Source organism: Polaromonas sp. P4_H1 (assembly GCF_056400945.1).
Genome location: NZ_JBFUKG010000003.1, coordinates 235,245 through 259,655 on the forward strand (window position 1 = coordinate 235,245; position 24,411 = coordinate 259,655).

21 protein-coding genes and 1 pseudogene are annotated in these 24,411 nt (G+C 62.7%); 7 read left to right on the forward strand and 15 right to left on the reverse strand.

Annotated features, from left to right (window positions below; all coding sequences use genetic code 11):
• Positions 1-8: 8 nt before the first annotated feature.
• The 9 genes from AC1DS5_RS06570 to AC1DS5_RS06610 all read right to left on the reverse strand — a co-directional run bounded on the left by AC1DS5_RS06570 (position 9) and on the right by AC1DS5_RS06610 (position 9,181).
• A complete protein-coding gene (locus AC1DS5_RS06570) occupies positions 9-1,415 on the reverse strand; it encodes a sodium:proton antiporter (protein WP_477717443.1) in 1,407 nt (468 codons plus the stop codon).
• Positions 1,416-1,560: 145 nt separating this feature from the next.
• Entirely contained in the window at positions 1,561-2,748 is a 1,188-nt protein-coding gene (pncB, locus tag AC1DS5_RS06575; protein WP_477717444.1) for a nicotinate phosphoribosyltransferase, read from the reverse strand.
• Positions 2,749-2,789: 41 nt separating this feature from the next.
• A complete protein-coding gene (locus AC1DS5_RS06580) occupies positions 2,790-3,143 on the reverse strand; it encodes an FKBP-type peptidyl-prolyl cis-trans isomerase (protein WP_477717445.1) in 354 nt (117 codons plus the stop codon).
• A 106-nt stretch (positions 3,144-3,249) separates the two neighbouring features.
• The gene (locus AC1DS5_RS06585) at positions 3,250-3,918 is read right to left on the reverse strand and encodes an ABC transporter ATP-binding protein (protein ID WP_477717527.1); all 669 of its coding nucleotides are present in this window, start codon (positions 3,916-3,918) and stop codon (positions 3,250-3,252) included.
• Positions 3,919-3,994: 76 nt separating this feature from the next.
• Positions 3,995-4,777, reverse strand: coding sequence for an ABC transporter ATP-binding protein (locus tag AC1DS5_RS06590; RefSeq protein ID WP_477717446.1), 783 nt, complete (start codon positions 4,775-4,777; stop codon positions 3,995-3,997).
• Entirely contained in the window at positions 4,777-6,654 is a 1,878-nt protein-coding gene (locus tag AC1DS5_RS06595) for an ABC transporter permease (RefSeq protein ID WP_477717447.1), read from the reverse strand. Before AC1DS5_RS06595 ends, AC1DS5_RS06590 begins: the two co-directional genes overlap by 1 nt.
• A gap of 201 nt (positions 6,655-6,855) precedes the next feature.
• The gene (locus AC1DS5_RS06600; protein ID WP_477717528.1) at positions 6,856-7,578 is read right to left on the reverse strand and encodes a nitroreductase; all 723 of its coding nucleotides are present in this window, start codon (positions 7,576-7,578) and stop codon (positions 6,856-6,858) included.
• A gap of 50 nt (positions 7,579-7,628) precedes the next feature.
• Entirely contained in the window at positions 7,629-8,072 is a 444-nt protein-coding gene (locus AC1DS5_RS06605; protein WP_477717448.1) for an acyl-CoA thioesterase, read from the reverse strand.
• A 158-nt stretch (positions 8,073-8,230) separates the two neighbouring features.
• Positions 8,231-9,181, reverse strand: a complete 951-nt coding sequence (locus AC1DS5_RS06610; protein ID WP_477717449.1) for a histone deacetylase family protein — start codon at positions 9,179-9,181, stop codon at positions 8,231-8,233.
• Positions 9,182-9,490: 309 nt separating this feature from the next.
• Here AC1DS5_RS06610 and AC1DS5_RS06615 point away from each other — a divergent pair, with 309 nt between their 5' ends.
• Entirely contained in the window at positions 9,491-10,033 is a 543-nt protein-coding gene (locus AC1DS5_RS06615) for a phasin family protein (RefSeq protein WP_477717450.1), read from the forward strand.
• A 314-nt stretch (positions 10,034-10,347) separates the two neighbouring features.
• Here AC1DS5_RS06615 and AC1DS5_RS06620 read toward each other — a convergent pair whose 3' ends face one another.
• A complete protein-coding gene (locus tag AC1DS5_RS06620) occupies positions 10,348-11,247 on the reverse strand; it encodes a patatin-like phospholipase family protein (RefSeq protein ID WP_477717451.1) in 900 nt (299 codons plus the stop codon).
• A 141-nt stretch (positions 11,248-11,388) separates the two neighbouring features.
• Here AC1DS5_RS06620 and AC1DS5_RS06625 point away from each other — a divergent pair, with 141 nt between their 5' ends.
• The 3 genes from AC1DS5_RS06625 to AC1DS5_RS06635 all read left to right on the forward strand — a co-directional run bounded on the left by AC1DS5_RS06625 (position 11,389) and on the right by AC1DS5_RS06635 (position 15,313).
• Positions 11,389-12,459 (forward strand): extracellular solute-binding protein, encoded by a 1,071-nt coding sequence (locus tag AC1DS5_RS06625; RefSeq protein WP_477717452.1) that lies wholly within the window; start codon positions 11,389-11,391, stop codon positions 12,457-12,459.
• Positions 12,460-12,608: 149 nt separating this feature from the next.
• On the forward strand, positions 12,609-13,376 hold the full coding sequence (locus tag AC1DS5_RS06630) for a 3-hydroxyacyl-CoA dehydrogenase (RefSeq protein ID WP_477717453.1): 768 nt from the start codon (positions 12,609-12,611) through the stop codon (positions 13,374-13,376).
• A gap of 71 nt (positions 13,377-13,447) precedes the next feature.
• A complete protein-coding gene (locus tag AC1DS5_RS06635; RefSeq protein WP_477717454.1) occupies positions 13,448-15,313 on the forward strand; it encodes a gamma-glutamyltransferase family protein in 1,866 nt (621 codons plus the stop codon).
• A gap of 53 nt (positions 15,314-15,366) precedes the next feature.
• Here AC1DS5_RS06635 and AC1DS5_RS06640 read toward each other — a convergent pair whose 3' ends face one another.
• Positions 15,367-16,266: a YihY/virulence factor BrkB family protein gene (locus AC1DS5_RS06640; protein ID WP_477717455.1), complete on the reverse strand. Its 900-nt coding sequence runs from the start codon at positions 16,264-16,266 to the stop codon at positions 15,367-15,369.
• 129 nt (positions 16,267-16,395) lie between these two features.
• On the opposite strand from AC1DS5_RS06640, the pseudogene AC1DS5_RS06645 reads away from it, so the two are divergent.
• Together AC1DS5_RS06645 and dnaG are read left to right on the forward strand one after the other, a co-directional pair.
• Positions 16,396-16,626 (forward strand): annotated as a pseudogene (locus tag AC1DS5_RS06645) (CHC2 zinc finger domain-containing protein); the annotation flags it as partial.
• Between the two features lie 190 nt (positions 16,627-16,816).
• The gene (dnaG, locus tag AC1DS5_RS06650; protein ID WP_477717456.1) at positions 16,817-18,799 is read left to right on the forward strand and encodes a DNA primase; all 1,983 of its coding nucleotides are present in this window, start codon (positions 16,817-16,819) and stop codon (positions 18,797-18,799) included.
• Between the two features lie 109 nt (positions 18,800-18,908).
• Here dnaG and AC1DS5_RS06655 read toward each other — a convergent pair whose 3' ends face one another.
• Positions 18,909-19,436 carry a hypothetical protein gene (locus AC1DS5_RS06655; protein WP_477717457.1) on the reverse strand — a complete coding sequence of 176 codons (528 nt, stop codon included), beginning with the start codon at positions 19,434-19,436 and terminating at the stop codon, positions 18,909-18,911.
• Here AC1DS5_RS06655 and rpoD point away from each other — a divergent pair.
• Complete coding sequence (gene rpoD, locus AC1DS5_RS06660; protein WP_477717458.1) at positions 19,408-21,573, forward strand: RNA polymerase sigma factor RpoD; 2,166 nt, start codon at positions 19,408-19,410, stop codon at positions 21,571-21,573. The genes AC1DS5_RS06655 and rpoD overlap by 29 nt on opposite strands.
• 155 nt (positions 21,574-21,728) lie before the next feature.
• Here rpoD and AC1DS5_RS06665 read toward each other — a convergent pair whose 3' ends face one another.
• From AC1DS5_RS06665 to ligK, 3 genes are all read right to left on the reverse strand, one after another.
• A complete protein-coding gene (locus tag AC1DS5_RS06665) occupies positions 21,729-22,637 on the reverse strand; it encodes an amidohydrolase family protein (RefSeq protein ID WP_477717459.1) in 909 nt (302 codons plus the stop codon).
• A 6-nt stretch (positions 22,638-22,643) separates the two neighbouring features.
• Positions 22,644-23,633 carry a tripartite tricarboxylate transporter substrate binding protein gene (locus tag AC1DS5_RS06670; RefSeq protein ID WP_477717460.1) on the reverse strand — a complete coding sequence of 330 codons (990 nt, stop codon included), beginning with the start codon at positions 23,631-23,633 and terminating at the stop codon, positions 22,644-22,646.
• Between the two features lie 94 nt (positions 23,634-23,727).
• Positions 23,728-24,411, reverse strand: coding sequence for a 4-carboxy-4-hydroxy-2-oxoadipate aldolase/oxaloacetate decarboxylase (gene ligK / locus AC1DS5_RS06675; RefSeq protein ID WP_477717461.1), 684 nt, complete (start codon positions 24,409-24,411; stop codon positions 23,728-23,730).

Genomic DNA, 24,411 nt, shown 5'->3' on the forward strand with positions numbered 1-24,411 from the left:
ATGGTTGACTAGAACCAGATGAAGGTCATGATGATGAACAGCGGAATCAGCACCGCGCCCGACCAGGCCATATAGCCAAAAAAGCCGGGCATCCGCACGCCGCGGTCTTCTGCGACGGCCTTGACCATCAGGTTGGGCGCATTGCCAATGTAGGAGTTGGCACCCATGAACACCGCGCCGGCCGAAATGGCCGCCAGCGTAGGAGCCATCGCTGTCATCAGCGCTTGGGGGTCGCCGCCCGCCGTGTTGAAGAACACCAGATAGGTCGGCGCATTGTCCAGGAAAGAACTCAGCGCCCCAGTAGCCCAGAAGTACATGGCCGGATCAGGCTGACCATCGGGCCGCGTCACGGCCGAGATGATTGCGCTGAACGGGCCATGGATGCCCGCCTTGAGCATGGCGATGACCGGGATGATGGTCAAAAAGATGCCGGCAAACAGCTTGGCAACCTCCTGCATCGGCCCCCATGAAAACTGGTTGTCCTCATGAACGCTGGCCGGCGTGATGCGCAGGGATATCAAGGTCACCACCACGAGGCCGGCGTCGCGCAGCAGGCCCGGCAGGCCCACCTCGGTGCCCAGCACATTGAACACCACGGCAGACTTCCAGAAGCCGCTGAGAAGCACCAGCGCCACGATGGCGGCCAGCAAGCCGAAGTTCGGCGTCCCGTCAAAGCCGATGGCACGGGTGTCGGGCGTGGGATCGACCGGCAGCACCCCCTCCTTGCTGTAATACCAGCGATCCAGCAGGTAAAAAATACCCAGCAGGCTGCCCGCCAAAAAGAACGTTTCCGGAAAGATGTGGCTGACGGTCCAGAAGAAATCGACGCCCTTCAGAAAACCGAGAAACAGGGGCGGGTCTCCCAGCGGCGTCAGCGAGCCACCGGCATTGGACACCAGGAAAATGAAGAACACCACCACATGCGCCTTGTGAACCCGGTTGTCATTGGCCCGAATCAGCGGGCGGATCATCAACATGGACGCGCCGGTGGTGCCCATCAGGCTGGCAAGCAGGGTGCCGATTGCCAGAATCGCGGTGTTGAGGCCCGGGCTTCCATGCAGGTTGCCACGAATGAAAATGCCGCCGGAGACGGTATACAGCGCGGTCAGCAAGACGATGAAGGGAATGTATTCGGCCAGCAGCGCATGCACAAAACTGCTGCCCGCCAGAGCCGGACCAAATACGGCGGCAAACGGCAGAAAAAATGCCAGCGTCCAGGCCGCGGAAACCTTGCCGAAATGGTGATGCCAAAAATCCGGAAGCACGAGCGGCATCACGGCAATCGACAGCAAAATGCCCACAAAGGGGATCGCCCATATCCAGGGCAGCCTGGTACCGTCGATCTCGGTGGCCAATGCCAGCCCGGGCAAACAGCACAGCAGGGCCAGGGCGGCACACCAGCGCAAAACTCTCATTGTTGTCTCCTCATTCTTTTATTCATTTATTCAACTTCTCACCAGAGCTTTCGTGGCAGGCATGCCCCCGCGCTCGCTGGCCAGCGGGCAAAGCCAGGCCCTCGCCAGGTAGCCATTGCGCCTGGCGAAACGCCGGATACCGGCATCAGCCAATCTCGAAGACCTGACGCAGATAGGCCAGGTACTTTTCGTCCTCGCACATGTTTTTTGACGGCGTGTCCGAGAGTTTGGCTACCGGCTGGCCATTGCAGCGGATCATCTTGATGACGATCTGCAGCGGCTCGTAACCGAGGTCGTTGGTCAGGTTGGTGCCTATGCCGAAAGCCAGCTGGCAGCGCCCCCTGAACTGCTGGTACAGCTCAATGGTGCGCGGCACGGTGAGCGCGTCGCTGAAGATCAGCGTCTTGGTTCTGGGATCGACGCGGTTTTTGACGTAGTGCGCCAGCATGCGCTCGCCCCACTCGAACGGGTCGCCGCTGTCATGGCGGGCACCGTCAAACAGCTTGCAGAAGTACATGTCGAAATCGCGCAGGAAGGCACTCATGCCGTACACGTCCGACAGCGCAATCCCCAGGTCGCCCCGGTACTCCCGGGCCCATGATTCAAAACCGAAGACCTGGCTGTCCCGCAGCCGCGGCCCGAGTGCCTGGCACGCCTGCAGGTACTCGTGCGCCATGGTGCCCAGCGGCGTCAGGCCCAGCTTCATGGCAAACAGCACATTGCTGCTCCCCGCAAGCTGGCCCGACATGCCCGTGCCCAGGCGGGTCACCAGCGTGCGCAACACCTCCTCGTGCCAGACCTTGCCGAAACGCCGGCGCGTGCCGTAATCGGCGATCTTGAGCTCGCGCAGGCCGTCTGCCTGCAACTCCAGTATCTTGGTGTCCAGGCGTTTGCGGCCTTCCGTCAAGTCGGGCTGCTTTTGCGTATTGCGAAAGTAGACCTCGTTGATGATGGCCAGCACCGGAATTTCAAACAGGATGGTGTGCAGCCACGGGCCCTTGATGGACACCTCGATCTCGCCGGACGGCAGGGCCATCACACTCACGTATTTCTCGTTGAGCCGGAAGATGCCGAGAAAATCGACAAAGTCGCTCTTGATAAAACGCATGGCTTTCAGGTAGGCTAGTTCGGCATCCTGAAAGCGCAAACTGCACAGCCCGCGGACTTCTTCGCGAATCTCGTTCACATACGGTGCAAGGTCGCCTATGCCGGACGCGCCGGCATTGCGGCACTTGAACCGGTACTCCACCTCGGCACCGGGAAACTGGTGCAACACCACCTGCATCATGGTGAACTTGTACAGGTCGGTGTCGAGCAGGCTGGTGATGATCATGGTGAAGGCTTTGCCGCGTGACGGGATCGAAATGGAGATGGTCAGGTGCCGAGCAGGTCCACTTCAAAGAGCAGGGTGGCGTTGGGCGGAATCACCCCGCCGGCGCCGCGCGCACCATAGCCCAGGTCTGCCGGAATGATCAGGCGGCGCGTGCCCCCCACGGACATGCCCTGCACGCCCTCGTCCCAGCCGCGGATGACCTGGCCCGCACCGAGGGAGAACTCGAAAGGCTGGCCGCGGTCCTTGCTGGAGTCGAACTTGGCGCCCTGCACGCCGCCGTTGTAGAGCCAGCCGGTGTAATGCACCTTGACATGCTGCCCCGCCTTGGCAATGGCACCGGTGCCCAGCACGGTGTCTTCATATTGCAGTCCTGATGAAGTGGTAGTGGTAGTCATATCGATGTCCTTTTGAAAATGGAAAAAAATGAGGAGGAAAAAGAGGGGAAGCAGCCAAAAATCCCGAAAAAAAAAGAAAAACCCATGGAAGAGCACAGGCGTATTTTCACGAACCCCTGACTTTACCCGCAACCAGCCGAAGCACCCTGTCGGCGCTGGCGGCCAGCAGCTGGTTTTGCTCCACCACCAGCATGGGCATGCCGTTTGACTTGAGGGCCAGCAAGGCATCGCGGATGGACTCCACCAGCACCGGCGCAATGCCTTCGCAAGGCTCATCGAGCAGCAGGATTCGCGGCCCGGTCATGAGCGTGCGGGCAATGGCCAGCATCTGCTGCTCGCCACCGCTCATGTGGGCTGCGGGCCGCTTCAGCATGGTCTTGAGCACCGGAAACAAATCGAGCGCCCTGGCCTCATGCGCCGCCGCGTCCCGGCCTGCGGCCACCGCCAGATTCTCGCGGACCGTGAGGCCGGTGAAAAGCCGCCGGTCCTCGGCCACATAGCCCAGGCCTGCGCGCGCCCGCCGGTATGTCTCCCAGCGCCCAATGTCGGCGCGGCCCGCTTCCGTCTGGTAACTGATGCGGCCCTCGGTGCGCACCTCCAGCCCCATCAAGGCTTTCAGCAGCGTCGACTTGCCGGCCCCATTCAGGCCCTGCAGCACGACAAATTCCCCCTGCCGGACCTGCAGCGAAATGCCGAACAGCGCCTGCGCAGGGCCATAAAAGGCATTGAGCCCCTCCACGTCCATTTGCACGTCCATCTGCACGTCCATGTCCATTTGCACGTCTGCCTGCCCCGTTTGCACGCCAATTTGCAAGCCAAGCGACACGTCAGCAGGAACATCCGTGCGCACCTCAGGCATGAGCAGCACCCTCACCCAGATAGCGCCTGCGCACCGTGCTGTCGCGGGAGATCTCCTCAAATGAACCCTGCGCCGCCAGCCGCCCCTCTATCAGCACCAGCACCCGGTCGGCCACACCTGCCACCGCATCCATGTTGTGCTCCGTGTAGAGCACGGCCATCCCCTGCCCGGCTTGAGCCGCCAGACTTTTGACCAGATGCATCAGGCCCGCCCGCTCTTCCTCGGCCAGGCCGGCGGCAGGTTCGTCAAGCAGCAGCAGCCGTGGGCGTGCAGCCAGCGCCACAGCCAGTTCCAGCCGCTTTTTGGCGCCATAAGGCAGGCTCAGCACCGGCGCATCGGCCAGCGCCCCTAGGCCGGTCTGCGCCAGCAGCGCCTGCGACGCCTCGCGGGACTGCCCATCCAGGCGCTTGAACGCGGAAATCGCGTGCCCCCCTTTACCCACTTGACCCACTTGACCCGCTTGACCCGCCTGCGCCGCCAGCTGCACATTTTGCAGCGCCGTGAGGGCTTCGAAAACCTGCGCGACCTGAAAGGTGCGTGCCACGCCGCGCGCCAGACGGGCAGCAGGCGCCAGCCGATCCAGCGCCTGGCCGTTCCACATGATGTGGCCGCCGGTGAGCGGATATTGGCCTGCAATGCAGGCAAAGCAGGTCGACTTGCCGGCCCCGTTGGGCCCGATCAGCGCCACGCACTCGCCTGCCGAGACCTGAAAGCTCACGCCATCGACCGCCCGGATACCGTCAAAGTGCTTGACCAGTTGCTGAACCTGCAGCATCAGCCCGCCCTCCCTGTTGCACGGTCGGCGGGGCGGGGGCGGGTACGGCTGCCCAGCAGACCCAGCAAACCCGACGGTGAGGCCACCATCACCAGCATGATGAAGACACCCAACAACCCGCGCCAGTACGTCACTTCACGGCCCAGTTCGGCGCTGGCGTAGCTCAGCACGGCGCTGCCCACCACGGCGCCCCAAAGCTGGTGAACGCCGCCGAGCAAAACCACCAGCAAGGCATCCACCGAGGTAGCCACCGCGGCGATGGAGGGAAACACCGCGCCCTTGTGCGCGGCAAACAGGCCGCCGGCAAGGCCTGCCAGCACCGCACTCTCCAGAAAGACGCGGTACTTGAGCCAGCCCACGGGCAAGCCGGAAGCGGCCGCCCGCGCGGGCGCGTCGCGCACAGCTTGCAGCGCCGCCCCCATGACCGACCGGCTCAGCAGGCGCAGCGCCAACACGCAAGCCAGCGCCAGCACCACCAGCAGCGCGAAAAACAGCGGCCGGCCCTCCTCTTCCACCAGGGCCAGCCCGATCAGGCCGTTGTCGCCTCCGGTGAGGCTGACCCACTGGGTGGCCCCGGCCCAGATCACCTGTGCCAGCGCCAGCGACAGCATGGCCAGGTACACCCCGGCGCTGCGCACCACCGCAGCGCCAAACACGGCGGCGACCACCAGGGCCGCAACGCAACCCGTCGCCAGGGCAACCGGCAGCGATGCACCCCACAGGCTGTGCGACAGGGCCGCACCATAGCCGCCCAGTGCAAAAAAAGCGGCATGGCCAAAGCTGACCAGGCCGCCAAGCGCCATCATCGACTGCAAACTGATGCCAAAAATCGTGAGGATCAAGGCATCGGCGGCCAGCGTTTGCCAGTAAGGCCCACCCAGCCAGGCCAGGCCCGACAGCAGCGCCACCACCGCGACAATGGCGCCGGTCCAGAAGCGCCCCAGACCCAGGCCGCGAAACCGCTGCGCCGGCTCGCGCACGCCCTCCAGCGAAGCCACCGACAGACCATTGAGCCCCTGGGGCCGGAGCACCAGCACCGCCGCCATGGTCAAAAAGACGATGACCAGCGTGGCCTGCGGAAGCACGGCGATGCCCAGGGCATGCACGAGGCCGATCAGCAAGGCCGCCACAAACGCACCCCCTATGCTGCCCAGGCCGCCCGTGACGACCACGACAAAGGTCTCCACAATCACGTTCATGTCCATTTGCAGGTGCGCCGGTTCACGGGGCAACTGCAAGGCCCCGCCCAGACCCGCCAGCGTGCAGCCGAGGACCACCGCACCCAGCATCAGCGGTTTGGGATTGACACCGAGCGCCGCCAGCATGGCGCGGTCTTGCGTGGCGGCGCGCAGGCGCCGGCCAAACAGCGAGTGACGCAGCAGCAGGTGCAGGCCCAGCCACACCAGGGGGCCCAACGCAATCATCACGAGCTGGTACACCGGAAAGAACTCTTCGCCGATCTGCAGTGAGCCTTTCAGCCCCGGAAAGCGCGGCGCAAACACCTCGTCGGGGCCAAAGCCCCACTGCATGGCGTCATGCAGCGCCAGCGTCAGGCCGAACGTGGCAACCAGCTGGTACAACTCCGGTGCCCCGCTCATCCGCCGCAGAAGAAGGAAATCGGCCAGAGCGCCTACCAGTCCGGCGCAGGCGGCGCCCAAAAGAATGGCCAGCAGATAAAGCGGCGCACTGTCTCCCCAGGCGGGAAACCACTCGGTGACCCAGTGCGCCGTGAACAGCGCACCCAGCATGAAGAAACTGCCATGCGCAAAATTGACGATGCGCGTGACGCCGAAAATCAACGTCAGGCCCGCCGCCATCAGGAACAGCGTGGTCGCGTACGACAGCCCGCCCAGCAGCTGGACCACGGAAACCGTCACGCGATCACTTCTCTGGAGCACATAGGAGGCGAAGCGTCTCGCAAGCCGCGGCCTGCAAGGCCTCGATAGCTACACGCCGTGAGCAAGCGTGGGCTTCAATCCAGATCAAGCCGGGGCCGCGGAACCGGCTTTGCCGGGCCGCAGGCGCAGCGGCCCCCTCGGGGGGCAGCGCAGTACGCGAAGCGACAAGCGTGGGGGCCACTAATCAAGCCAGGTCGTGAATTCAGAAGCCGCTACCCGCGGCGTGCGGAAGGTATTGACCAGCGCCGCCTCGTCCGCATAACCCAGCGACATACCGCAGACCAGCATCTCGTCAGCCCCCGCGCCGATGTGCGGCAGGATGATTTTGGCAAAGCCGTTCCACGCCGCCTGCGGGCAGGTGTGCAGGCCATGGCCGCGCGCGGCCACCATGAGGCTTTGCAGGAAGGCGCCATAGTCCAGCAGCGAGCCGCGCCCCATCACGCGGTCCAGCGTGAACATCAGGCCCACCGGTGCATCAAAAAACCGGAAGTTGCGCTGGTGCTGCGCATGCATCCTGTCCTTGTCGCCTTTGGTGATGCCCAGCAGCCCGTACAGGCCCCAGCCGTTTTCACGGCGCCGGTCGATGTAGGGCGACACCCATTTTTCGGGGTAATAGTCGTATTCCTCCTTGTACTCGGCGGCCAGTTCAGGATTGGCCCGCAGGGCATCATGGGCGCGGCAGACCTTGTCCACCAGCGTGTTGCGGGCGGCGCCCTGCAGCACATAGACTTTCCACGGCTGGGTATTGGTGCCCGAGGGCGCGCGGCTGGCGATCTCCAGCAGGTGCTCGATGGTGGCGCGGGGCACCGGCGTCGGCAGGAAGTCGCGCATCGACTGGCGGCTTTCGATGGCGTGGTCCACCGCGTTGACGGGATGGGCAAACACGCTACCGGAGGCGTCGATTGCGGCAAAGTCGCCGGCCACAACAGGAGGGGAAGGAAAAACAGCTTGCTTCACTTGAGGGTCTCCAGTACGCAGAGTAATTGAGGGGGCAAGGGTACCGGGCGGCGCGTGGCACGGTCGACATACACATGGATGAAATGGCCTTTGGCCGCACAGGCCTGCGCATCATCCTGCGGGAACAGCGCCACTTCGTAGCGCACACTGGACGCGCCCAGGTGGGCCACCCGAATGCCCGCCACCACCGGCTCGGGAAACGCGAGAGGGGCGAAGTAATTGCACTGGGTCTCAACCACCAGGCCAATCACGCTGCCCGCATGGATGTCCAGGGCGCCGCGTTCAATCAGCAAGCCGTTGACGGCCGTGTCAAACCAGCTGTAGTAAATGACGTTGTTGACATGGCCATACAGATCGTTGTCCGACCAGCGCGTGCCGATGTCGCGAAAAGCTTTGTATGCACTGCGGAGTTCTGCCTGGGGGCGCATCGGGGACGTCATGAGGGTTATTTTGCCAGCCCCCACGCTCCCCACTTCGTGTGGTTCGCTGCCCCCCGAGGGGGCGCTGCGCCTGCGGCCCGGCTGAGCCGGTTCCGCGGCCCCTGCTGGTGAAGACCTCACTTGATATTGCCGCCCCGGTTGACCTTTCAGGGGATTGATCAGGGATTCCATTTGGCCCAGTACTCGAGCGCCACGCGGTAGGTGTTCATCTGCACCTGCACGGTTTCATCAATGTTCACGCCATAGCCGCCTGCCATTGAAAAGGTCAGGGGAATGCGGCGCTGCCAGGCCCAGTCAAAGACGCGGCGGTCGCGGGCTTCCAGCCCATCAAAGCTCAGCGCCAGACGCCCCAGCCGGTCACCCTCAAATGGATCGGCACCGGCCAGAAACACCACGAGGCCGGGCTCAAAGCGCCGATCGAGTTCGTCGAGCGCATGCTCGAGCGCATGCAGATACGGCGCGTCAGTGCAACCATCGGGCAGCTCCACATCCAGGTCGCTCGCCTCCTTGCGGAACGGAAAATTCTTCTGGCCGTGCAATGACAGCGTGAAAACACTGGGATCGTTGGCAAAGATGTGGGCGGTACCGTTGCCCTGGTGCACGTCCAGATCAATCACGGCCACCCGCAAGGGCTTGCGCTCAGAGCGATTCCGGCGGCCCCACTCTGCCTGCATCAGCCGGGCCGTCACCGCCGAGTCATTGAACACGCAAAAACCACTGCCCTTGTGCGCATAGGCATGGTGCGTGCCGCCTGCCATATTGGCGGCAATGCCCTGCCGCTGGGTATCTGCGCCCAGCCCCAGCGCAACCCGCGCCGCAGCCACCGTGGCTCCGGCCGAGCGGCGTGCCCGTTCGGCCATCCCGGGGCTCCACGGAAATCCGATCTCGCGCTGGGCTGGCGACGGCAAGGTGCCATGGGTGATGGCCTCTATGTAGGCAGGCGTATGCACCAGGGCGAGTTCGCCGTCGCTGGCGGCCGGCGCCTGCATCATTTGCACACGGGGCAACTCATGGATGAGACGGTCCCGCAACAACTTGTATTTGCCCATGGGAAACCGATGCCCGGGCGGCAGCGGCAGCACGAAGTTGTCGGCGTAGAAAGCTTGCAAGATGGGAGTAGGCCAGAGAGGAGCGCAAAAAAAACCGTTGCTGCGTCGTCGAGCGCACAGCGCCGAGTTGCCATTGTGGCCTGAAGCGCGCGAGCGCGTGAAAGGCCCCCGGCATGAGGCCCACGGAGCATGAGACCCATGGATATGGGAAAAGCCCAAACTAGGGCATTGCCCCTAAAAAAATGGTGCACTGCAGCAAAAAATGCTTGCCATCGTGCGGCCGCTCCCTATAATTGAGCCTATGTTGCAGTGCAGCAATTCAGCGCAAAGCAACTACCGTCCCTCATCAACCTTATTGGAGATTAATTTATGTTGACCGCTGAACAGATCCTGGCATCCCACAAAGCAAACATCGAAACCCTGTTTGGTCTGACCCACAAAGCCTTCGAAGGCGTTGAGAAACTGGTCGAACTGAACGTGCAAGCCACCAAGGCTGCCCTGGCTGAAACCGCCAACCACACGCAAGCCGTCCTCGGTGCCAAAGACGCACAGGAACTGCTGGCCCTGCAAGCTGGCCTGGTTCAGCCCCTGGCCGAGAAAACCGCCGCTTACAGCCGCCACCTCTATGACATCGCTTCTGCCGCTGGCGCTGAACTGAGCAAGACTTTTGAAGGCCAGGCTGCCGACGCACAGAAGAAATTTGTTGGCATCGTTGACAACGCCGCCAAGAACGCACCTGCTGGCTCCGAGACCGCTGTGGCCGTGATGAAAAGCGCCGTGGCTGCTGCCAACAACGCGTTTGAGTCCGTGCAAAAAGCCGTCAAACAAGCCAGCGACATCGCTGAAGCCAACTTCAACACGGTGGCTACCTCTGCCGTGAACGCTTCCAAGACTGTCTCCAAAAAGCGTTAATTCGTCGAGACCGGCGCATGTTGCGCTGCGGGGCTAAACACTTCGCAGCGCAAACGCCCACTCTCACGGAGCCTGCTACCGAAAACCTGTTTGGCCTTTTGACCAAGCAGCACTTCCAACCAGTTGTCTCCTCGGGTCCTTTCAGAAATTCAGTTCACGGACCCCTTGAAGCCCTGTCGAAAGACGGGGCTTTTTTTTTGTTCCAACGGGCTTGAAACTGTCTCCCGTAACCGCCTCCTGCAACCGCCTCCTGCGGCCGCAAGGGTCACCCGGCCACTCGCGACAAGCTCAATAAGCTCAATAAGCAGCCTTCCTCAATGCGCCGGCACCACCCCGGCCTCCAGCTTGGCCCGCAGCGCAGGCAGCGCCGCGAGCATGGCGGCCCGGCCCGAATCGATGGCGCGTTGCCGGGCTGAAAAGTCGGCGCTCTTCAGGCCGGCCAGCGAAGGCCGCACCACCACATCAGCGTCCTTCAGTTCGTAGTGGTTGATGCTTTTACCCATGATGGCAAAGGTCTGCAGCAGGATCTGCAGCGTATCGCCGGCCGGGTTGGCCTCCGGCGGGCTGGAAATATCAACCGCAATCACCACGTCGGCACCCATCTGCCGGGCAAAACGCACCGGCACCGGCGACACCAGGCCGCCATCAACATATTCACGGCCATTGATCCTGACGGGCACAAAGACCGCCGGGACAGCGCTCGATGCCCGTACCGCCGTGCCGGTGTCTCCGCGCTGGAACAGCACGGCCTGACCGCTGTTCAGGTCGGTGGCCACAATACCCAGCGGAACGGGCATGTCTTCAATCAGACGGCCCGCCAGCAACTCATTGACATGGCGCGCCAGGGCCTCGCCGCGAAACATGCCCCGCCCCACAATCGGCAGCATCCAGTCGGTGATGGCGACCTCCTGCATGTTCAAGGCGGTCTGTTGCAACTGGGCACTGGTTTTGCCGCTGGCATAAAGCGCAGCCACCAGGCTGCCGGCCGAGGTGCCGACCACGTAGTGGGGCTTGAGCCCGGCTTCTTCAAGCACCGCAATCACCCCCACATGGGCAAATCCCCGCGCCGCGCCTCCGCCCAGCGCCAGGCCGATTTTCAGGGGCTTTTTGGTCACGACCTCAGCCGCTGGTGCGGGTGGCGCGGGCGCCCGGCCCGGCGGTCCGGGTGGCGCTGCACAACCGGCCAGCAGCACCATGCCCCAAGCCAGCGCCATGCGCCAGCCAGGCCCACTCCTCCACCCCCGTGGACCTGAAGCAGCGCTGCCGCGAGCCTTGCGTCCGAAGCCAAGGCAATTGAGAATAATTCGCGTTTGTATTACACTCACTCCGTTCCAACCTTTCAGGATTTTCCCAACATGCTCAAAAAAGCTCCTTCACTGGCCTGCCTTGCGCTGGCCGCCGCAGCCTTCTTTGGCGCCGCAGCCAGTGTCAATGCCCAGACCAGTGCCCAGGAACAGGTCGTCAATCTGTATTCTGCACGCCACTACCAGACCGATGAAGCGCTGTACACCAACTTCACCAAGGCCACCGGTATCAAGGTCAACCGTGTGGATGCCGATGATGCGGGCATTCTGGCGCGCCTGAAGGCTGAAGGCACGGCCTCCCCCGCCGACGTGATTTTGCTGGTTGACGCTGCCCGCCTCTGGAAAGGCGACGTGGACGGCCTGTTCAAGCCCATCAAGTCCCCCGCGCTGGAAGCCGCCATTCCGGCCAAGCTGCGCGCCAAGGAAACGGCCGAAGGCACGACCTGGTTCGGTTTCTCCACCCGCGCGCGCGTGGTGGTGTATGACAAGCTGAAGGTCAAGAAAGCAGACGTGGACACCTACGAAGAGCTGGCCGACCCGAAAAACAAGGGCCTGCTGTGCACCCGCTCGGGTTCACACCCCTACAACCTCTCGCTGTTTGGCGCCGTGACCGAGCACCTGGGCGAGGCCAAAGCGGAGGCCTGGCTCAAGGGCCTGGTGGCCAACATGGCACGCGACCCCAAGGGCGGCGACAGCGACCAGATCAAGGCGGTGGCCAGCGGCGAGTGCGGCATTGCGCTGACCAACACCTATTACCTGGCGCGCATCATGCGCTCCAGCGCACCTGAAGACAAAGTGGTGGCCGACCGCGTCGGCGTGGTGTTTCCCAACCAGGACAGCTGGGGCACGCACGTGAACATTGCGGGCGCAGCCGTTGCCAAAAATGCAAAGAACACTGCCAACGCCATCAAGTTCATGGAATACATGGCCAGCGCCGATGCGCAAAACTACTTTGCCAACGGCAACAACGAATGGCCCGCCGTGGCCAGCGTGAAAGTCAGCAACCCGGCGCTGCAAGCCATGACGGGCGGCAACTTCAAGTCGGAAACCATTCCCATCAGCGCCGTGGGCGGCAACCAGCTGAAGGTGCAGCAGATGCTTGATCGCGTAGGCTACAAGTAAGCTAGGCAAGCCCCAGGGCGCAGTTACCCGGCAAAGCCCGGTCATCTTTTTGGTGACCGGGCTTTTTTCATGGGCCATAATTGACGTTTACGTCAACGTCAACGTTTTCCCTTCTCTTTTTTCCATTCTTTTATTTCAAGGAACAAGCCATGGATATCGCAGGCAAAGTATTTATCGTCACCGGCGGCGCGTCAGGTCTGGGCGAAGGAACGGCACGCATGCTGGTCGCCAACGGCGCCAAGGTGGTGATTGCCGACATGCAGGCCGACAAGGGCGAGGCGATTGCCAAAGAACTCGGGGAAGGCAAAGCCGCCTTTGTGCCCTGCGACGTCAGCCAGGAAGCCGACGGCCAGGCCGTGGTGGCCAAGGCCGTATCCATGGGCAAGCTGATGGGCCTGGTCAATTGCGCCGGCATCGCGCCTGCCGAAAAAACCGTGGGCAAAAATGGCGCGCACGGCCTGGCCCTGTTCAGCAAGACCGTCACCGTCAACCTGATCGGCAGCTTCAACATGATCCGGCTGGCGGCCGACGCGATGTGCAAGAACGAGCCAGAAGCGACCGGTGAGCGCGGCGTGCTGATTTCCACCGCCTCGGTCGCGGCCTATGACGGGCAGATTGGCCAGGCAGCGTACAGCGCGTCCAAGGGCGGCATCGTCGGCATGACCTTGCCGATTGCCCGCGACCTGGCACGCAACGGCATCCGCAACATGACGATTGCCCCCGGCATCTTCGGCACGCCCATGCTGTTCAGCATGCCGCAGGAGGTGCAGGACTCGCTGGCCGCCGGCGTGCCCTTCCCTTCGCGCCTGGGAACCCCTCAGGACTACGCCCGACTGGCCAAGCACATTATCGAAAACGACATGCTCAACGGCGAGGTGATCCGCCTCGACGGGGCGATCCGGCTGGCGCCCCGCTGAGGTCGGACATCGCGGGCAGACGGCCCGGCAGGCGTAACATGGCAGCTCATCAAAAACCCAGAGGAGAATGCATGAAACGCCTGTTGACCTCCGTCGCGCTTGCCGCCCTGCTTGCGGCTTGTGCCAGTACTCCCAGCCCCTCCAGCCAGTTCAGCTACACCGTCCCGGCACAGCCTGAAGGTTCATCGGGTTACACCCAAAAACCCGGCTGGGCCACCAGCAAATTTGCGGTGGCCGCGGCTAACCCGCTGGCCACCGACGCCGGTTACCAGGTCCTGAAAGCCGGCGGCTCGGCGATCGATGCGGCCATTGCGGTGCAAATGGTGCTGAGTCTGGTGGAGCCGCAGTCCAGCGGTATTGGCGGCGGCGCGTTTTTGCTGCACTCCAGTGGCAGCAAGGTCGAGGCGTTTGATGGCCGCGAGACCGCGCCTGCGGCGGTGGACGAAAAGCTCTTTCTCGGCGCCGACGGCAAGCCGATGCAGTTTTATGAGGGCGTGGTCGGTGGCCGTTCGGTCGGCACACCCGGTACGGTGCGTATGCTGGAGATGGCGCACAAGCAGTACGGCAAGCTGCCCTGGGCCCAGCTCTTTGTGCCCGCCATCCAGCTGGCCGAAGGCGGTTTCAAGGTCAGCGCGCGCCTGAACACCTTGCTCAAGGATGAAAAATACCTGAAGAACGATCCGGTTGCGGCAGCTTACTTCTACAAACCTGATGGCAGCCCGGTGGATGTGGGTTCCACCTTGCGCAACCCGGCATTCGCCGATGTGCTGCGGCAGATCGCCGGCAAGGGCTCCAGCGCGCTGCTGCAAGGCCCGGTCGCGCAGGCCATCGTGAGCAAGGTGCAGAGCCACCCGACCAACCCCGGCAAACTGGCCTTGAGCGACCTGGCCGGCTACCAGGCCAAAAAGCGCGACCCGATCTGCTCGGACTACAGCGCTGCCGGCAAGACCTATCGCCTCTGCGGCATGCCGCCACCGAGTTCCGGTGCCATCGCCGTGGGGCAGATTCTCGGGATTTTGGGCAACACCAACGCCGCTACGCTGCCACTGGCCAGTGGCATGGGCGGTGTGCCTGGCACGGTGGCGCCCACGCCGTCGGCCGACTGGTTGCACCTTTACACCGAGGCCGCGCGCCTGGCCTTTGCCGACCGTGGTCAGTACCTCGGTGACCCCGATTTTGTGCAGCCCCCCGGCGGCAGCTGGATGAGCCTGCTGGCCCCGACCTACCTGAGCGAACGCGCCAAACTGATCCAGCAGCAAGCGGGCGGCCAGAGCATGAAGACAGCCAAACCGGGCGTGCCGGGTGCGATCACAACCGCCTACGCGCCCATGCCCGATCAGCCCGAGTACGGCACCTCGCACATCAGCATCGTTGACGGCTATGGCAATGCGATTGCCATGACCACGACGATTGAAGACGCGTTTGGCGCGCGCCTGATGACCGATGGCGGCACCGGCAAGGCGGGTGGCTTTTTGCTGAACAATGAACTGACCGACTTCAGCTTTGCCCCGACGGATGCCGAAGGCAAACCGGTGGCCAACCGCGTGCAGGCCGGCAAGCGCCCCCGCTCGTCGATGGCACCGACGCTGGTGTTTGACAAAGCCACCGGCCAGTTGGTGATGAGTGGCGGCAGCCCGGGCGGCGCGCTGATCATTCACTACACGGCCAAAACGCTGTACGGCGTACTGCACTGGGGCCTGCTGCCGCAGCAGGCGATTGACCTGCCCAACTTTGGCTCGCTCAATGGCCCCAGCCTGCTGGAAGAAAAGCGTTTCGCACCCGCCACCGTTGAGGCCTTGAGGGCACGCGGCGCCGAGGTGCGCGAAATGAACATGACCAGCGGCCTGCAGGCCATCGCGCGCGGCCAGGCCCATGGCACGCCGGTGTGGCTGGGTGGCGCCGACCCGCGCCGCGAAGGCGTGGTGATGGGGGATTGAGCGGGCGAGGCTGTCGCGGTCGCGGCTGAAGCGGCGACTTGCGGACTAGGGCCCTAACCCGTCCGCATCGGTACAGGCGGGGCGTTTTGCCCGACTGTGCCGATGCGCTCATATTCGGAAATGACCTGCGCGCCCAGCAACAACAGCGTGGCGGCGATTTCCAGGCTCAGCAAAACCACGATGGCGGTGGTCAGTGAGCCATACACCAGACCCACTTGCGACAGCGTGCCAAAGTACCAGACCAAGGCATGGCGCGTCACTTCCCAAAGCAGCGCAGCCGTGACCCCGCCAATCAGCGCGTGGCGCAGTGACGGCTTGCCCACCGGCATCACCATGTACACCGATGTCAGCAGAAGTATCTCGCCGCCCAAGCCGAGCAGGTACAGCAGCACGCCCGAGAATCCGTCGAGCGACCAGCTGTAACCCAGAAATTCCAGACTTTTTTCACCCAGGACCTGCAAACTGCCCGAGACCAGCGTCACCAGCAGCAGGCCCAGCCCCAGGCACAGGATGTAACAGTAGGGCAGCACGGCAGAAACCAGAAAATGGCGCCGACGAATGGCCACGCGGTGCAAGAAGATCACCGACATGGCGTTTTCAAGCACGGTGAACGCCAGTGAACTGAAAAACAGCATGGTGCCCAGCAAAAGCCAACCCATGACTTCGCGATGCGCCAGAAAATTGGCCAGTTCGCCGACAATGAATTCGGACTGTCCCGGCGCGATCCAGCCGATGTAACGGCCCAGCGCTTCCAGCAGTGCCGACTGCTCAATCACATGCGACAGCGCAATCGCCATGAGGATGAGCAGCGGAACAATCGACAGCAGGGCGTAATAAGCCACGGCGCCGGCCAGCAGCAGACCCTGATTGGCACGAAAACCCTTGAGTGTCCGCAGCGCAAAGGCGCCGGGATGGCTGAGCACATAGGCGGCCTGCGGTCCAAGAGTCATCATGAGATGCCCCACAGTGCGCAGGGCGAATAAGTGGTTGAGTTCATTATGCGCGGCCGGCCTTACCCGCCGGCCTGTCGTGCATCGCATCCCCACACCTATGTTTAAATTGGTGTTCACTTTTTTCGACCCATGGCCATTCCCTCATCATTCATCCAGGAGCTGTTGGCTCGCGCCGACATCGTGTATATTGTTGGCCGCCATGTGCAGCTCAAGAAAGGCGGCGCCAATTTCATGGGGCTGTGCCCCTTTCACGGCGAAAAATCACCTTCGTTTTCAGTCAGCCCGACCAAATAGTTCTACCACTGCTTCGGCTACGGCGCGAGTGGCAATGCCATCAAATTCCTGACGGAACACGGCGGCCAGGCCCATGGCACGCCGGTGTGGCTGGGCGGCGCCGACCCGCGCCGCGAAGGCGTGGTGATGGGGGATTGAGCCTCGGGCGGCCCTGGGATCACTCTTCCGCCGGGCCGCCCCAAGGAAAAGACGGCCCCCTCGGGGGGCAGCGACCCGCGCAGCGGCGGAGCGTGGGGCCATTCCCTACAATCGTCCCATGGCCATTCCCCAATCATTCCTCCAGGAGCTGCTCGCGCGGGCTGACGTGGTGGACATTGTGGGTCGCCACGTCCAGCTGAAAAAGGGCGGCGCCAATTTCATGGGCCTGTGCCCGTTTCACGGGGAAAAGTCGCCCTCCTTCAGCGTCAGCCCGTCCAAGCAGTTCTACCACTGCTTCGGCTGCGGCAAAAACGGCAATGTCATCAGCTTCCTGATGGAGCATGCCGGCATGAGCTTCATCGAAGCCGTGAAGGACCTGGCCCAGCAATACGGCCTGCAGGTGCCCGAAGATGACGTGTCGCCCCAGGACAGGGCCAAGGCGGCACAGATGCGCGAACAGCAGGCCACCCTGACCAGCGTGCTGGAAAAAGCCGCCATGGCCTACATCAAGCACCTGCGCGGCTCCGAGCGGGCCATCGCGTACTTCAAGGGCCGCGGCCTGTCGGGCGAGATCGCCAGGACTTTTGGGCTCGGTTACGCACCGGAGGGCTGGCGCAGCCTGGCCAGCGTATTTCCCGACTACAACGACCCGCTGCTGGTGGAAAGCGGCCTGGTGATCACCGGCGAGGCGGGCGAGGCAAACGCGGGCGGTGAAGCCAAGCGCTATGACCGCTTCCGCGACCGGGTCATGTTTCCCATCCGCAACGTCAAGGGCGAATGCATTGGCTTTGGCGGCCGCGTGCTGGGTGACGAAAAGCCCAAATACCTGAACTCACCCGAAACCCCGGTGTTCAGCAAGGGGCGCGAGCTTTATGGTCTCTTTGAAGCCCGCACGGCCCTGCGCGAGCACGGTTACGCACTGGTCACCGAAGGTTACATGGACGTGGTCGCACTGGCCCAGCTGGGTTTTGCCAATGCCGTGGCCACCCTGGGCACGGCCTGTACCGCCGACCATGTGCAAAAGCTGTTTCGCTTCACCGACTCGGTCGTCTTCAGCTTCGATGGTGACGGCGCCGGTCGCCGCGCCGCGCGCAAGGCGCTGGACGCGGCCCTGCCCTTTGCCACTGACGTACGCACTGTCAAATTCCTGTTCCTGCCAACCGAGCACGACCCGGACAGCTACATCCGCGAACACGGCAAGGAAGGTTTTGCGGCTTACGTCAGCAAGGCCGTCCCGCTGAGCCGCTTCCTGCTCGAAGCCGCTGCCGACGGCTGCGACCTGGACACGGCGGAAGGCCGCGCCCACATGGCCAGCAACGCCCGCCCGCTGTGGAGCCTGTTGCCCGACGGCGCCCTGAAGCGCCAGCTGCTGGCCGAAATCGCCGACCAGGTGATGATTGACAGCCGCGAGTTGCTGCAGCTTTGGCAGCCCGCCTCCGCAGGTTACAAAAACAGCTATAAAAACAATAGCAGCAAGCGCCCGCCCAATAAAGACCATAGACCGGATTTGCCCTCGGATTCCGGCAAAAGCCACGACGTCCCCGACTATGCAGGCTACGTACCGGACCTGCGCGAGGAGGCCGACTATGCCTCTTCCGAGCCGTATTTCCCGCCGCCCGCCATGTCAGCGCAGCGCGCCGGGCGGTCGTCGGGCGGCGCCAGCCGGGCGCCACGCCGCGTAGCGGGCCGCATCCTGCCGGCCAGCCGTGAAGACCGCGTCCTGCGGCTGCTGCTGACCGAGCCGCAGAGCTGGGACCAGCTCAGCACCGAAGAGCATCACCTGCTGCTGGCGTTGCCGGCGCCGCACGGGCCGCTGTTTGTGTGGCTGGAAAGCCAGCTTCACGAGCACGGCCCGCAACCCTGGGCCGCGCTGCGCGAAGGCCTGCGTGACCACCCCCACGAAAAGCACGCCATCGCGCAAATCGCGCAAATACCGGAAGGTATCGAATGCGACTGGGATGAGGTCAGAAGCATCCTGGATCAGCTTGTCAGGCTCGAACGCCAGCGCGAAATGGACGAGCTGGTGCCGCTGGTCACGAAAGATCCTGCAGCCCGACAGCGCTACCAGGAACTGCTGGAAGCCAACCTCAAAAAAAGCTGAAAAAACAGGTTTTTATTGCCCAAAAAACAGGCATCAGGGTATAATCCGACTTTCGACGGCAAGCGCGACAGCAACACCTCCGGCACCGGCCCCCTTCAACCAAGGGAACTCAGACACGAGACGGCCACCTTCCCGCAAGGACTGCACACCAAATGTTCGCCCAAACAACTTGCCTGAAAACGCAACCAGCCGCGTGCTCCGGTCCCCGGCTGGCCTGTTTTTCAATCTTCTTTTTTTGACTCTGAATTTTTGCCACCTGTGCTTTGACTGCGGTCAGGCGCGCGGCGCATTTTTGTTGACTGGTAGCTGATAGATATTTCATAACAATCCCGCCATCTGGAGGTCTCATGCCTAGTGCCACGTCCGGCAAGTCCAAGAAGCCAAAAAAGCCGCAAACCACGCAGTCCAAAGCTGCCGTGATGCCGACAGCCAAAACGACAGCGAAACCCGCTGCCAAACCGGCCGCAAGGCATGCCCCCCAGAGCGTCAAGGTTGAAAAACCCGGAAAACCCGCCATATCTGCTAAAGCCAGTACCCCGAATGCCCCGGTGAGCAAAACGCCCCTGAAATCCGCGAAACCTGATACGTCCCTGAAGAAAGTCCCTGCCGTGCCGACAAAGTCCAGCCCCGAATCCAAGCCTGTTGCAGCCGTTGCCGACGTGCCCGTGAAGAAAAAGCCCGGTCGCCCGCCGAAAAACCCCGCAGCAGCCGATAGCGCACCTGCAAGCACCGGCGCCAAGCGCGGCCGCAAGCCCAAGAACGCGGGCGCAGCCAAGGTGGGAGAAGACCTCGACCTGTCCGACATTGAAGACGATCTGGTCGGCGAGCCCGTCGCGGAGACCACCGAAAAGGTCAAGCCGCTGCGCATGAAAATCAGCAAGGCCAAAGAACGTGCCTTGATGAAGGAATTCGGCCTGGACGAGACGGTGCTGTCGGAAGAAGACATGCTCAAGCGCCGCATGCGCCTGAAAACCCTGATCAAGCTCGGCAAGACCCGCGGCTACCTCACGCACGGCGAAATTTCCGACCACCTGCCTGACAAGCTGGTCGACGCCGAGACGCTGGAAGTCGTCGTCAACATGCTCAATGACATGGGCGTGGCCGTGTACGAGCAGGCGCCGGACGCCGAAACCCTGCTGCTGAACAACACCGGCCCGACCGTGGCCACGGAAGAAGAAGCCGAAGAAGAAGCCGAAGCCGCCCTGTCCACCGTGGACAGCGAATTCGGCCGCACGACCGACCCTGTGCGCATGTACATGCGTGAAATGGGCACGGTCGAGCTGCTGACCCGTGAAGGCGAGATCGAGATTGCCAAGCGCATCGAGGGCGGCCTCATGCGCATGATGGAAGCCATCTCGGAGAGCCCTGCCACCATCGCGGAAATCATGCGGCTGGGCGAGGAAATCCGCGAAGGCAAGATCGTGATCTCGACGGTGGTTGACGGTTTCTCCAACCCCAACGAAGCCGACGACTATGTGGCCGAAGAGGACTTTGACGAGTTCGACGAAGAAGACGACGACGATGGCAAGGGCGGCTCCAAGGCCCTGACCAAGAAACTCGAAGAGCTCAAAAAAGAAGCCCTCAGCCGCTTTGACAAAATCGCCAGCCTGTTCGAGAAGGTGCACAAGACCTACGACAAGGAAGGCTACGGCACGCCGGCTTATGTGAAGGCGCAAAAGGCCCTGAGCGACGAGCTGATGACCGTGCGTTTTACCGCCAAGACCATTGAAAAGCTCTGCGACATGCTGCGCGGCCAGGTGCTGGACGTACGCAAGAAAGAGCGCGAGCTGCGCCGCATCATCGTCGAGAAGTGCGGTATGCCGCAGGAAACCTTTATCAAGGATTTCCCGCCCAACCTGCTCAACCTCAAGTGGGTTGAAAAACAGGTCGCCTCGGGCAAACCTTGGTCTGTCGTGATGGCGCGCAATATTCCGCCGATTCAGGAACTGCAGACCAAGCTGGCCGAATTGCAGGCCCGCGTGGTGGTGCCCCTGGGCCAGCTCAAGGACATCAACAAGCGCATGAACGAAGGCGAGTCCAACTCGCGCGATGCGAAGAAAGAGATGATCGAGGCCAATTTGCGCCTGGTGATCTCGATTGCCAAAAAATACACCAACCGTGGCCTGCAGTTCCTGGATCTGATCCAGGAGGGCAACATCGGTTTGATGAAAGCCGTGGACAAGTTTGAGTACCGCCGCGGCTACAAATTCTCGACCTACGCCACCTGGTGGATTCGCCAGGCCATCACGCGCTCGATCGCGGACCAGGCCCGCACCATCCGCATCCCGGTGCACATGATCGAGACCATCAACAAGATGAACCGCCTGTCGCGCCAGCACCTGCAAGAGTTCGGCTTTGAGCCCGACGCCAGCATCCTGGCCGCGAAGATGGAGATTCCTGAAGACAAGATCCGCAAGATCATGAAGATCGCCAAGGAGCCGATCTCCATGGAAACGCCGATCGGTGACGATGACGATTCGCACCTGGGCGACTTCATCGAAGACAGCGCCAACACCGCACCGCTGGAAGCCGCGATGCAGGCCGGCCTGCGCGATGTGGTGAAAGACATCCTCGACAGCCTGACACCGCGCGAAGCCAAGGTGCTGCGCATGCGTTTCGGCATCGAGATGTCGACCGACCACACGCTGGAAGAAGTCGGCAAGCAATTTGACGTGACGCGCGAGCGCATCCGCCAGATCGAAGCCAAGGCCCTGCGCAAGCTCAAGCACCCGAGCCGCAGCGACAAGCTGCGCAGCTTTATCGACACGCTTTAAAACGCATCGAACGCGCCAAAACAAAAGCCGCACTCCGTTTTAACGGGCTGCGGCTTTTTTCATGGGGAATTACAAGCCTTCAGCCTCCAGCCCTTTCACGATGGGCGCAAGCGGCTATCAAAACCGTAGCAATCGCGGCGCGCCCACTTCCGCTCTCAGGACCAGTACAGCCGGGTCGGGTTGTCCACCAGCAGTTTTTTCTGCAGTTCCGGCGTGGGGGCAATGTGGGGAATGAAATCCACCAACAGGCCGTCGTCGGGCATGTGGTCCTTCAGGTTGGGGTGCGGCCAGTCGGTGCCCCAGAGCACACGGTCGGGGAAGGTCTCAACGATGCGGCGGGCGAACGGCACGACGTCGCTATAGGCGTGCTGCTCGCCGTTCAGCGCGGGCGGGCCGCCAACGCTGAGCCGCTCCGGACAGCTCACCTTGGACCAGACATGAGGGTGGTCGGTCATGAACTTCATGAACAGCCCGAACGCCGGGCCGTCGACTGGCTGGCTCACGTCAGGCCGGCCCATGTGGTCCACCACCACCGTGGTCGGCAGCGCCGTAAAAAAGTCCCACAGTTCGGGCAGATCCACCGCCTCGAAATAAATCACCACGTGCCAGCCCAGCGGCGCAATGCGCGCGGCGATCTCCATCAACTCGTCTTTGGGCGTGAAGTCCACCAGGCGCTTGACGAAATTGAAGCGCACGCCGCGCACGCCGGCCGTGTGCATGTTTAGCAGCTCCTCGTCGCTGATGCTGCGCTTGACCGTGACCACGCCGCGCGCGCGGCCCTCCGAATGCCTGAGCGCATCCAGCAGCGCACGGTTGTCGGCGCCGTGGCAGGTGGCTTGCACGATCACGTTTTTATCGAAGCCCAACTGGTCGCGCAGGGCAAACAGTTGCTGCCTGCCCGCATCACAAGGCGTGTACTTGCGCCCGGCTGCGAACGGAAATTCGCTGCCCGGGCCGAACACATGGCAATGCGCGTCCACACTGCCTGGCGGCAACTGGAAGTGTGGTTTGCTGGGGCCGGCGTACCAGTCCAGCCAGCCCGGCGTTTTGTCAAAAACCATCATCTGGCCTCAATCGGGTTTGATGCCGGCTTCACGCACCAGCTTGTCGTAACGCTGGCGCTCGCTGTGGATCAGGCCGGCAACCATGGCCATGCTGCCGGGAAGGACCTCGCCACCCACGGCCGTCATGCGCTGCTGCACTTCGGGGGTCTTGAGGGCTTTCTGCACCTCGGCGTGCAGCTGGGCCACGACAGCTTTGGGCGTGGCAGCCGGCGCCATCAGCGCATACCAGACGGAGGCTTCGAAACCGGGAAAGCCGGACTCGGCAATTGTTGGAACGTCGGGGAAAATCGACGAACGATTCGCACTGAGCACGGCCAGCACCTTGAGCTTGCCGCTGATCACATGCGGGCGCACTTCCAGCGCATTCATGGCCAGCAGCGGCACCTGGCCACCGATCACGTCGGTGATGGCCTGCGCCCCGCCCCGGTAAGGAATGTGCTGCAGCTGCAGGCCGGCCGCGCGCGCAAACAGCTCCGCCGCCATGTGCGGTGTGGAACCGTTGCCAGGGCTGGCAAACGCAATCGAACCCGGCTTGGCTTTGGCGGCGTCGATCAGCTTGCTGACCGAGGCATAAGCAACGCCGGTGTTGGCCGCAATCACCACAGGCACGCGGCCCACCAGCGAGATCGCCACCAGATCACGCTCGGCGTCAAACGGTGCGGGCTGGTACAAGGCCATGTTGGCCGCCAGCGCATTGGCCGCCAGCATCAGGGTGTAGCCGTCGGCCGGCGCATCGATGACCTGCTTCACCGCGATGTTGGTGCCCGCGCCCGGCTTGTTGTCTACGATGAAGGGCTGGCCCAGGCTGCCGGCCAGACTCTGGCCCAGGGTGCGCGCGACGATGTCCACCGCACCGCCGGCGGAATAACCGACGACGATTTTTACGGGCCGGGACGGAAAGGCTTGTGCCGATACCTGCAGTGGCAGCGCAGCCGTGGCAGCGGCCAGCAGGCCCATCAGGCCAATAAGGCCGGAGCGAAGAAATGTAATTTTCATGATGCTGATTTCCGGGTAAACAAGGAACGAGAGTGAACAACCGTCACGACGGCCAGGCCGCTGCGGCAGGAGAATTTTTGCCATGTCATGGTGTTCAATCGATGTACCGGAGACCGGCCTTTTCCAGCGGCTCGCGCATGTTGTACATGTCCAGACCCAACACGCCAGCGGCGAACTTCTCGCGTTTTTCGCCTTCGAAGCTTTCGCGCTTCTCCGCCGCATCCGCCACTTGCCGGGCCATGGCGGCAGGCACCACCACCACGCCATCGGTGTCGGCGATCACCACGTCACCCGGATTGACCAGGGCACCGGCGCACACCACCGGAATATTGACCGAGCCGAGCGTGGCCTTGATGGTGCCCTTGGCGTGAATGGCGCGGCTGAATACCGGGAAGCGCATTTTTTCGAGTTCGTCAATGTCGCGTACACCGCCATCAATGATCAGCCCCCTGGCACCGCGTGCCTGGAACGAGGTGGCCAGCAGATCGCCAAAAAAACCATCGAGATTGTCGGTGGTGCAGGCGGCCACGGCCACATCGCCGGGCTGCAACTGCTCGGCCGCCACATGCATCATCCAGTTGTCGCCGGGCTGCAGCAAAATCGTCACGGCCGTGCCGCAAAGGCGCGCGCCTGGGTAAACAGGACGCATGTAAGGCTTCATCAAACCGATGCGGCCCATGGCCTCGTGAAGGGTCGCCACACCAAAACGCGAAAGCTTTTCGACGGCAGCCTTGTCGGCGCGAACGATGTTGCGCTTGACAATGCCTAACTGGTACAT

What these genes read in the sequence shown, in the direction of transcription:
- AC1DS5_RS06570 (WP_477717443.1), bottom strand. Translation starts at nt 1,415, where the DNA reads ATGAGAGTTTTGCGCTGGTGTGCCGCCCTGGCCCTGCTGTGCTGTTTG.
- pncB (WP_477717444.1), bottom strand. Translation starts at nt 2,748, where the DNA reads ATGATCATCACCAGCCTGCTCGACACCGACCTGTACAAGTTCACCATG.
- AC1DS5_RS06580 (WP_477717445.1), bottom strand. Translation starts at nt 3,143, where the DNA reads ATGACTACCACTACCACTTCATCAGGACTGCAATATGAAGACACCGTG.
- AC1DS5_RS06585 (WP_477717527.1), bottom strand. Translation starts at nt 3,918, where the DNA reads ATGGACATGGACGTGCAGATGGACGTGCAAATGGACGTGGAGGGGCTC.
- AC1DS5_RS06590 (WP_477717446.1), bottom strand. Translation starts at nt 4,777, where the DNA reads ATGCTGCAGGTTCAGCAACTGGTCAAGCACTTTGACGGTATCCGGGCG.
- AC1DS5_RS06605 (WP_477717448.1), bottom strand. Translation starts at nt 8,072, where the DNA reads ATGACGTCCCCGATGCGCCCCCAGGCAGAACTCCGCAGTGCATACAAA.
- AC1DS5_RS06615 (WP_477717450.1), top strand. Translation starts at nt 9,491, where the DNA reads ATGTTGACCGCTGAACAGATCCTGGCATCCCACAAAGCAAACATCGAA.
- AC1DS5_RS06620 (WP_477717451.1), bottom strand. Translation starts at nt 11,247, where the DNA reads ATGGCGCTGGCTTGGGGCATGGTGCTGCTGGCCGGTTGTGCAGCGCCA.
- AC1DS5_RS06625 (WP_477717452.1), top strand. Translation starts at nt 11,389, where the DNA reads ATGCTCAAAAAAGCTCCTTCACTGGCCTGCCTTGCGCTGGCCGCCGCA.
- AC1DS5_RS06630 (WP_477717453.1), top strand. Translation starts at nt 12,609, where the DNA reads ATGGATATCGCAGGCAAAGTATTTATCGTCACCGGCGGCGCGTCAGGT.
- AC1DS5_RS06635 (WP_477717454.1), top strand. Translation starts at nt 13,448, where the DNA reads ATGAAACGCCTGTTGACCTCCGTCGCGCTTGCCGCCCTGCTTGCGGCT.
- AC1DS5_RS06640 (WP_477717455.1), bottom strand. Translation starts at nt 16,266, where the DNA reads ATGATGACTCTTGGACCGCAGGCCGCCTATGTGCTCAGCCATCCCGGC.
- dnaG (WP_477717456.1), top strand. Translation starts at nt 16,817, where the DNA reads ATGGCCATTCCCCAATCATTCCTCCAGGAGCTGCTCGCGCGGGCTGAC.
- AC1DS5_RS06665 (WP_477717459.1), bottom strand. Translation starts at nt 22,637, where the DNA reads ATGATGGTTTTTGACAAAACGCCGGGCTGGCTGGACTGGTACGCCGGC.
- AC1DS5_RS06670 (WP_477717460.1), bottom strand. Translation starts at nt 23,633, where the DNA reads ATGAAAATTACATTTCTTCGCTCCGGCCTTATTGGCCTGATGGGCCTG.
- ligK (WP_477717461.1), bottom strand. Translation starts at nt 24,411, where the DNA reads ATGTACCAGTTAGGCATTGTCAAGCGCAACATCGTTCGCGCCGACAAG.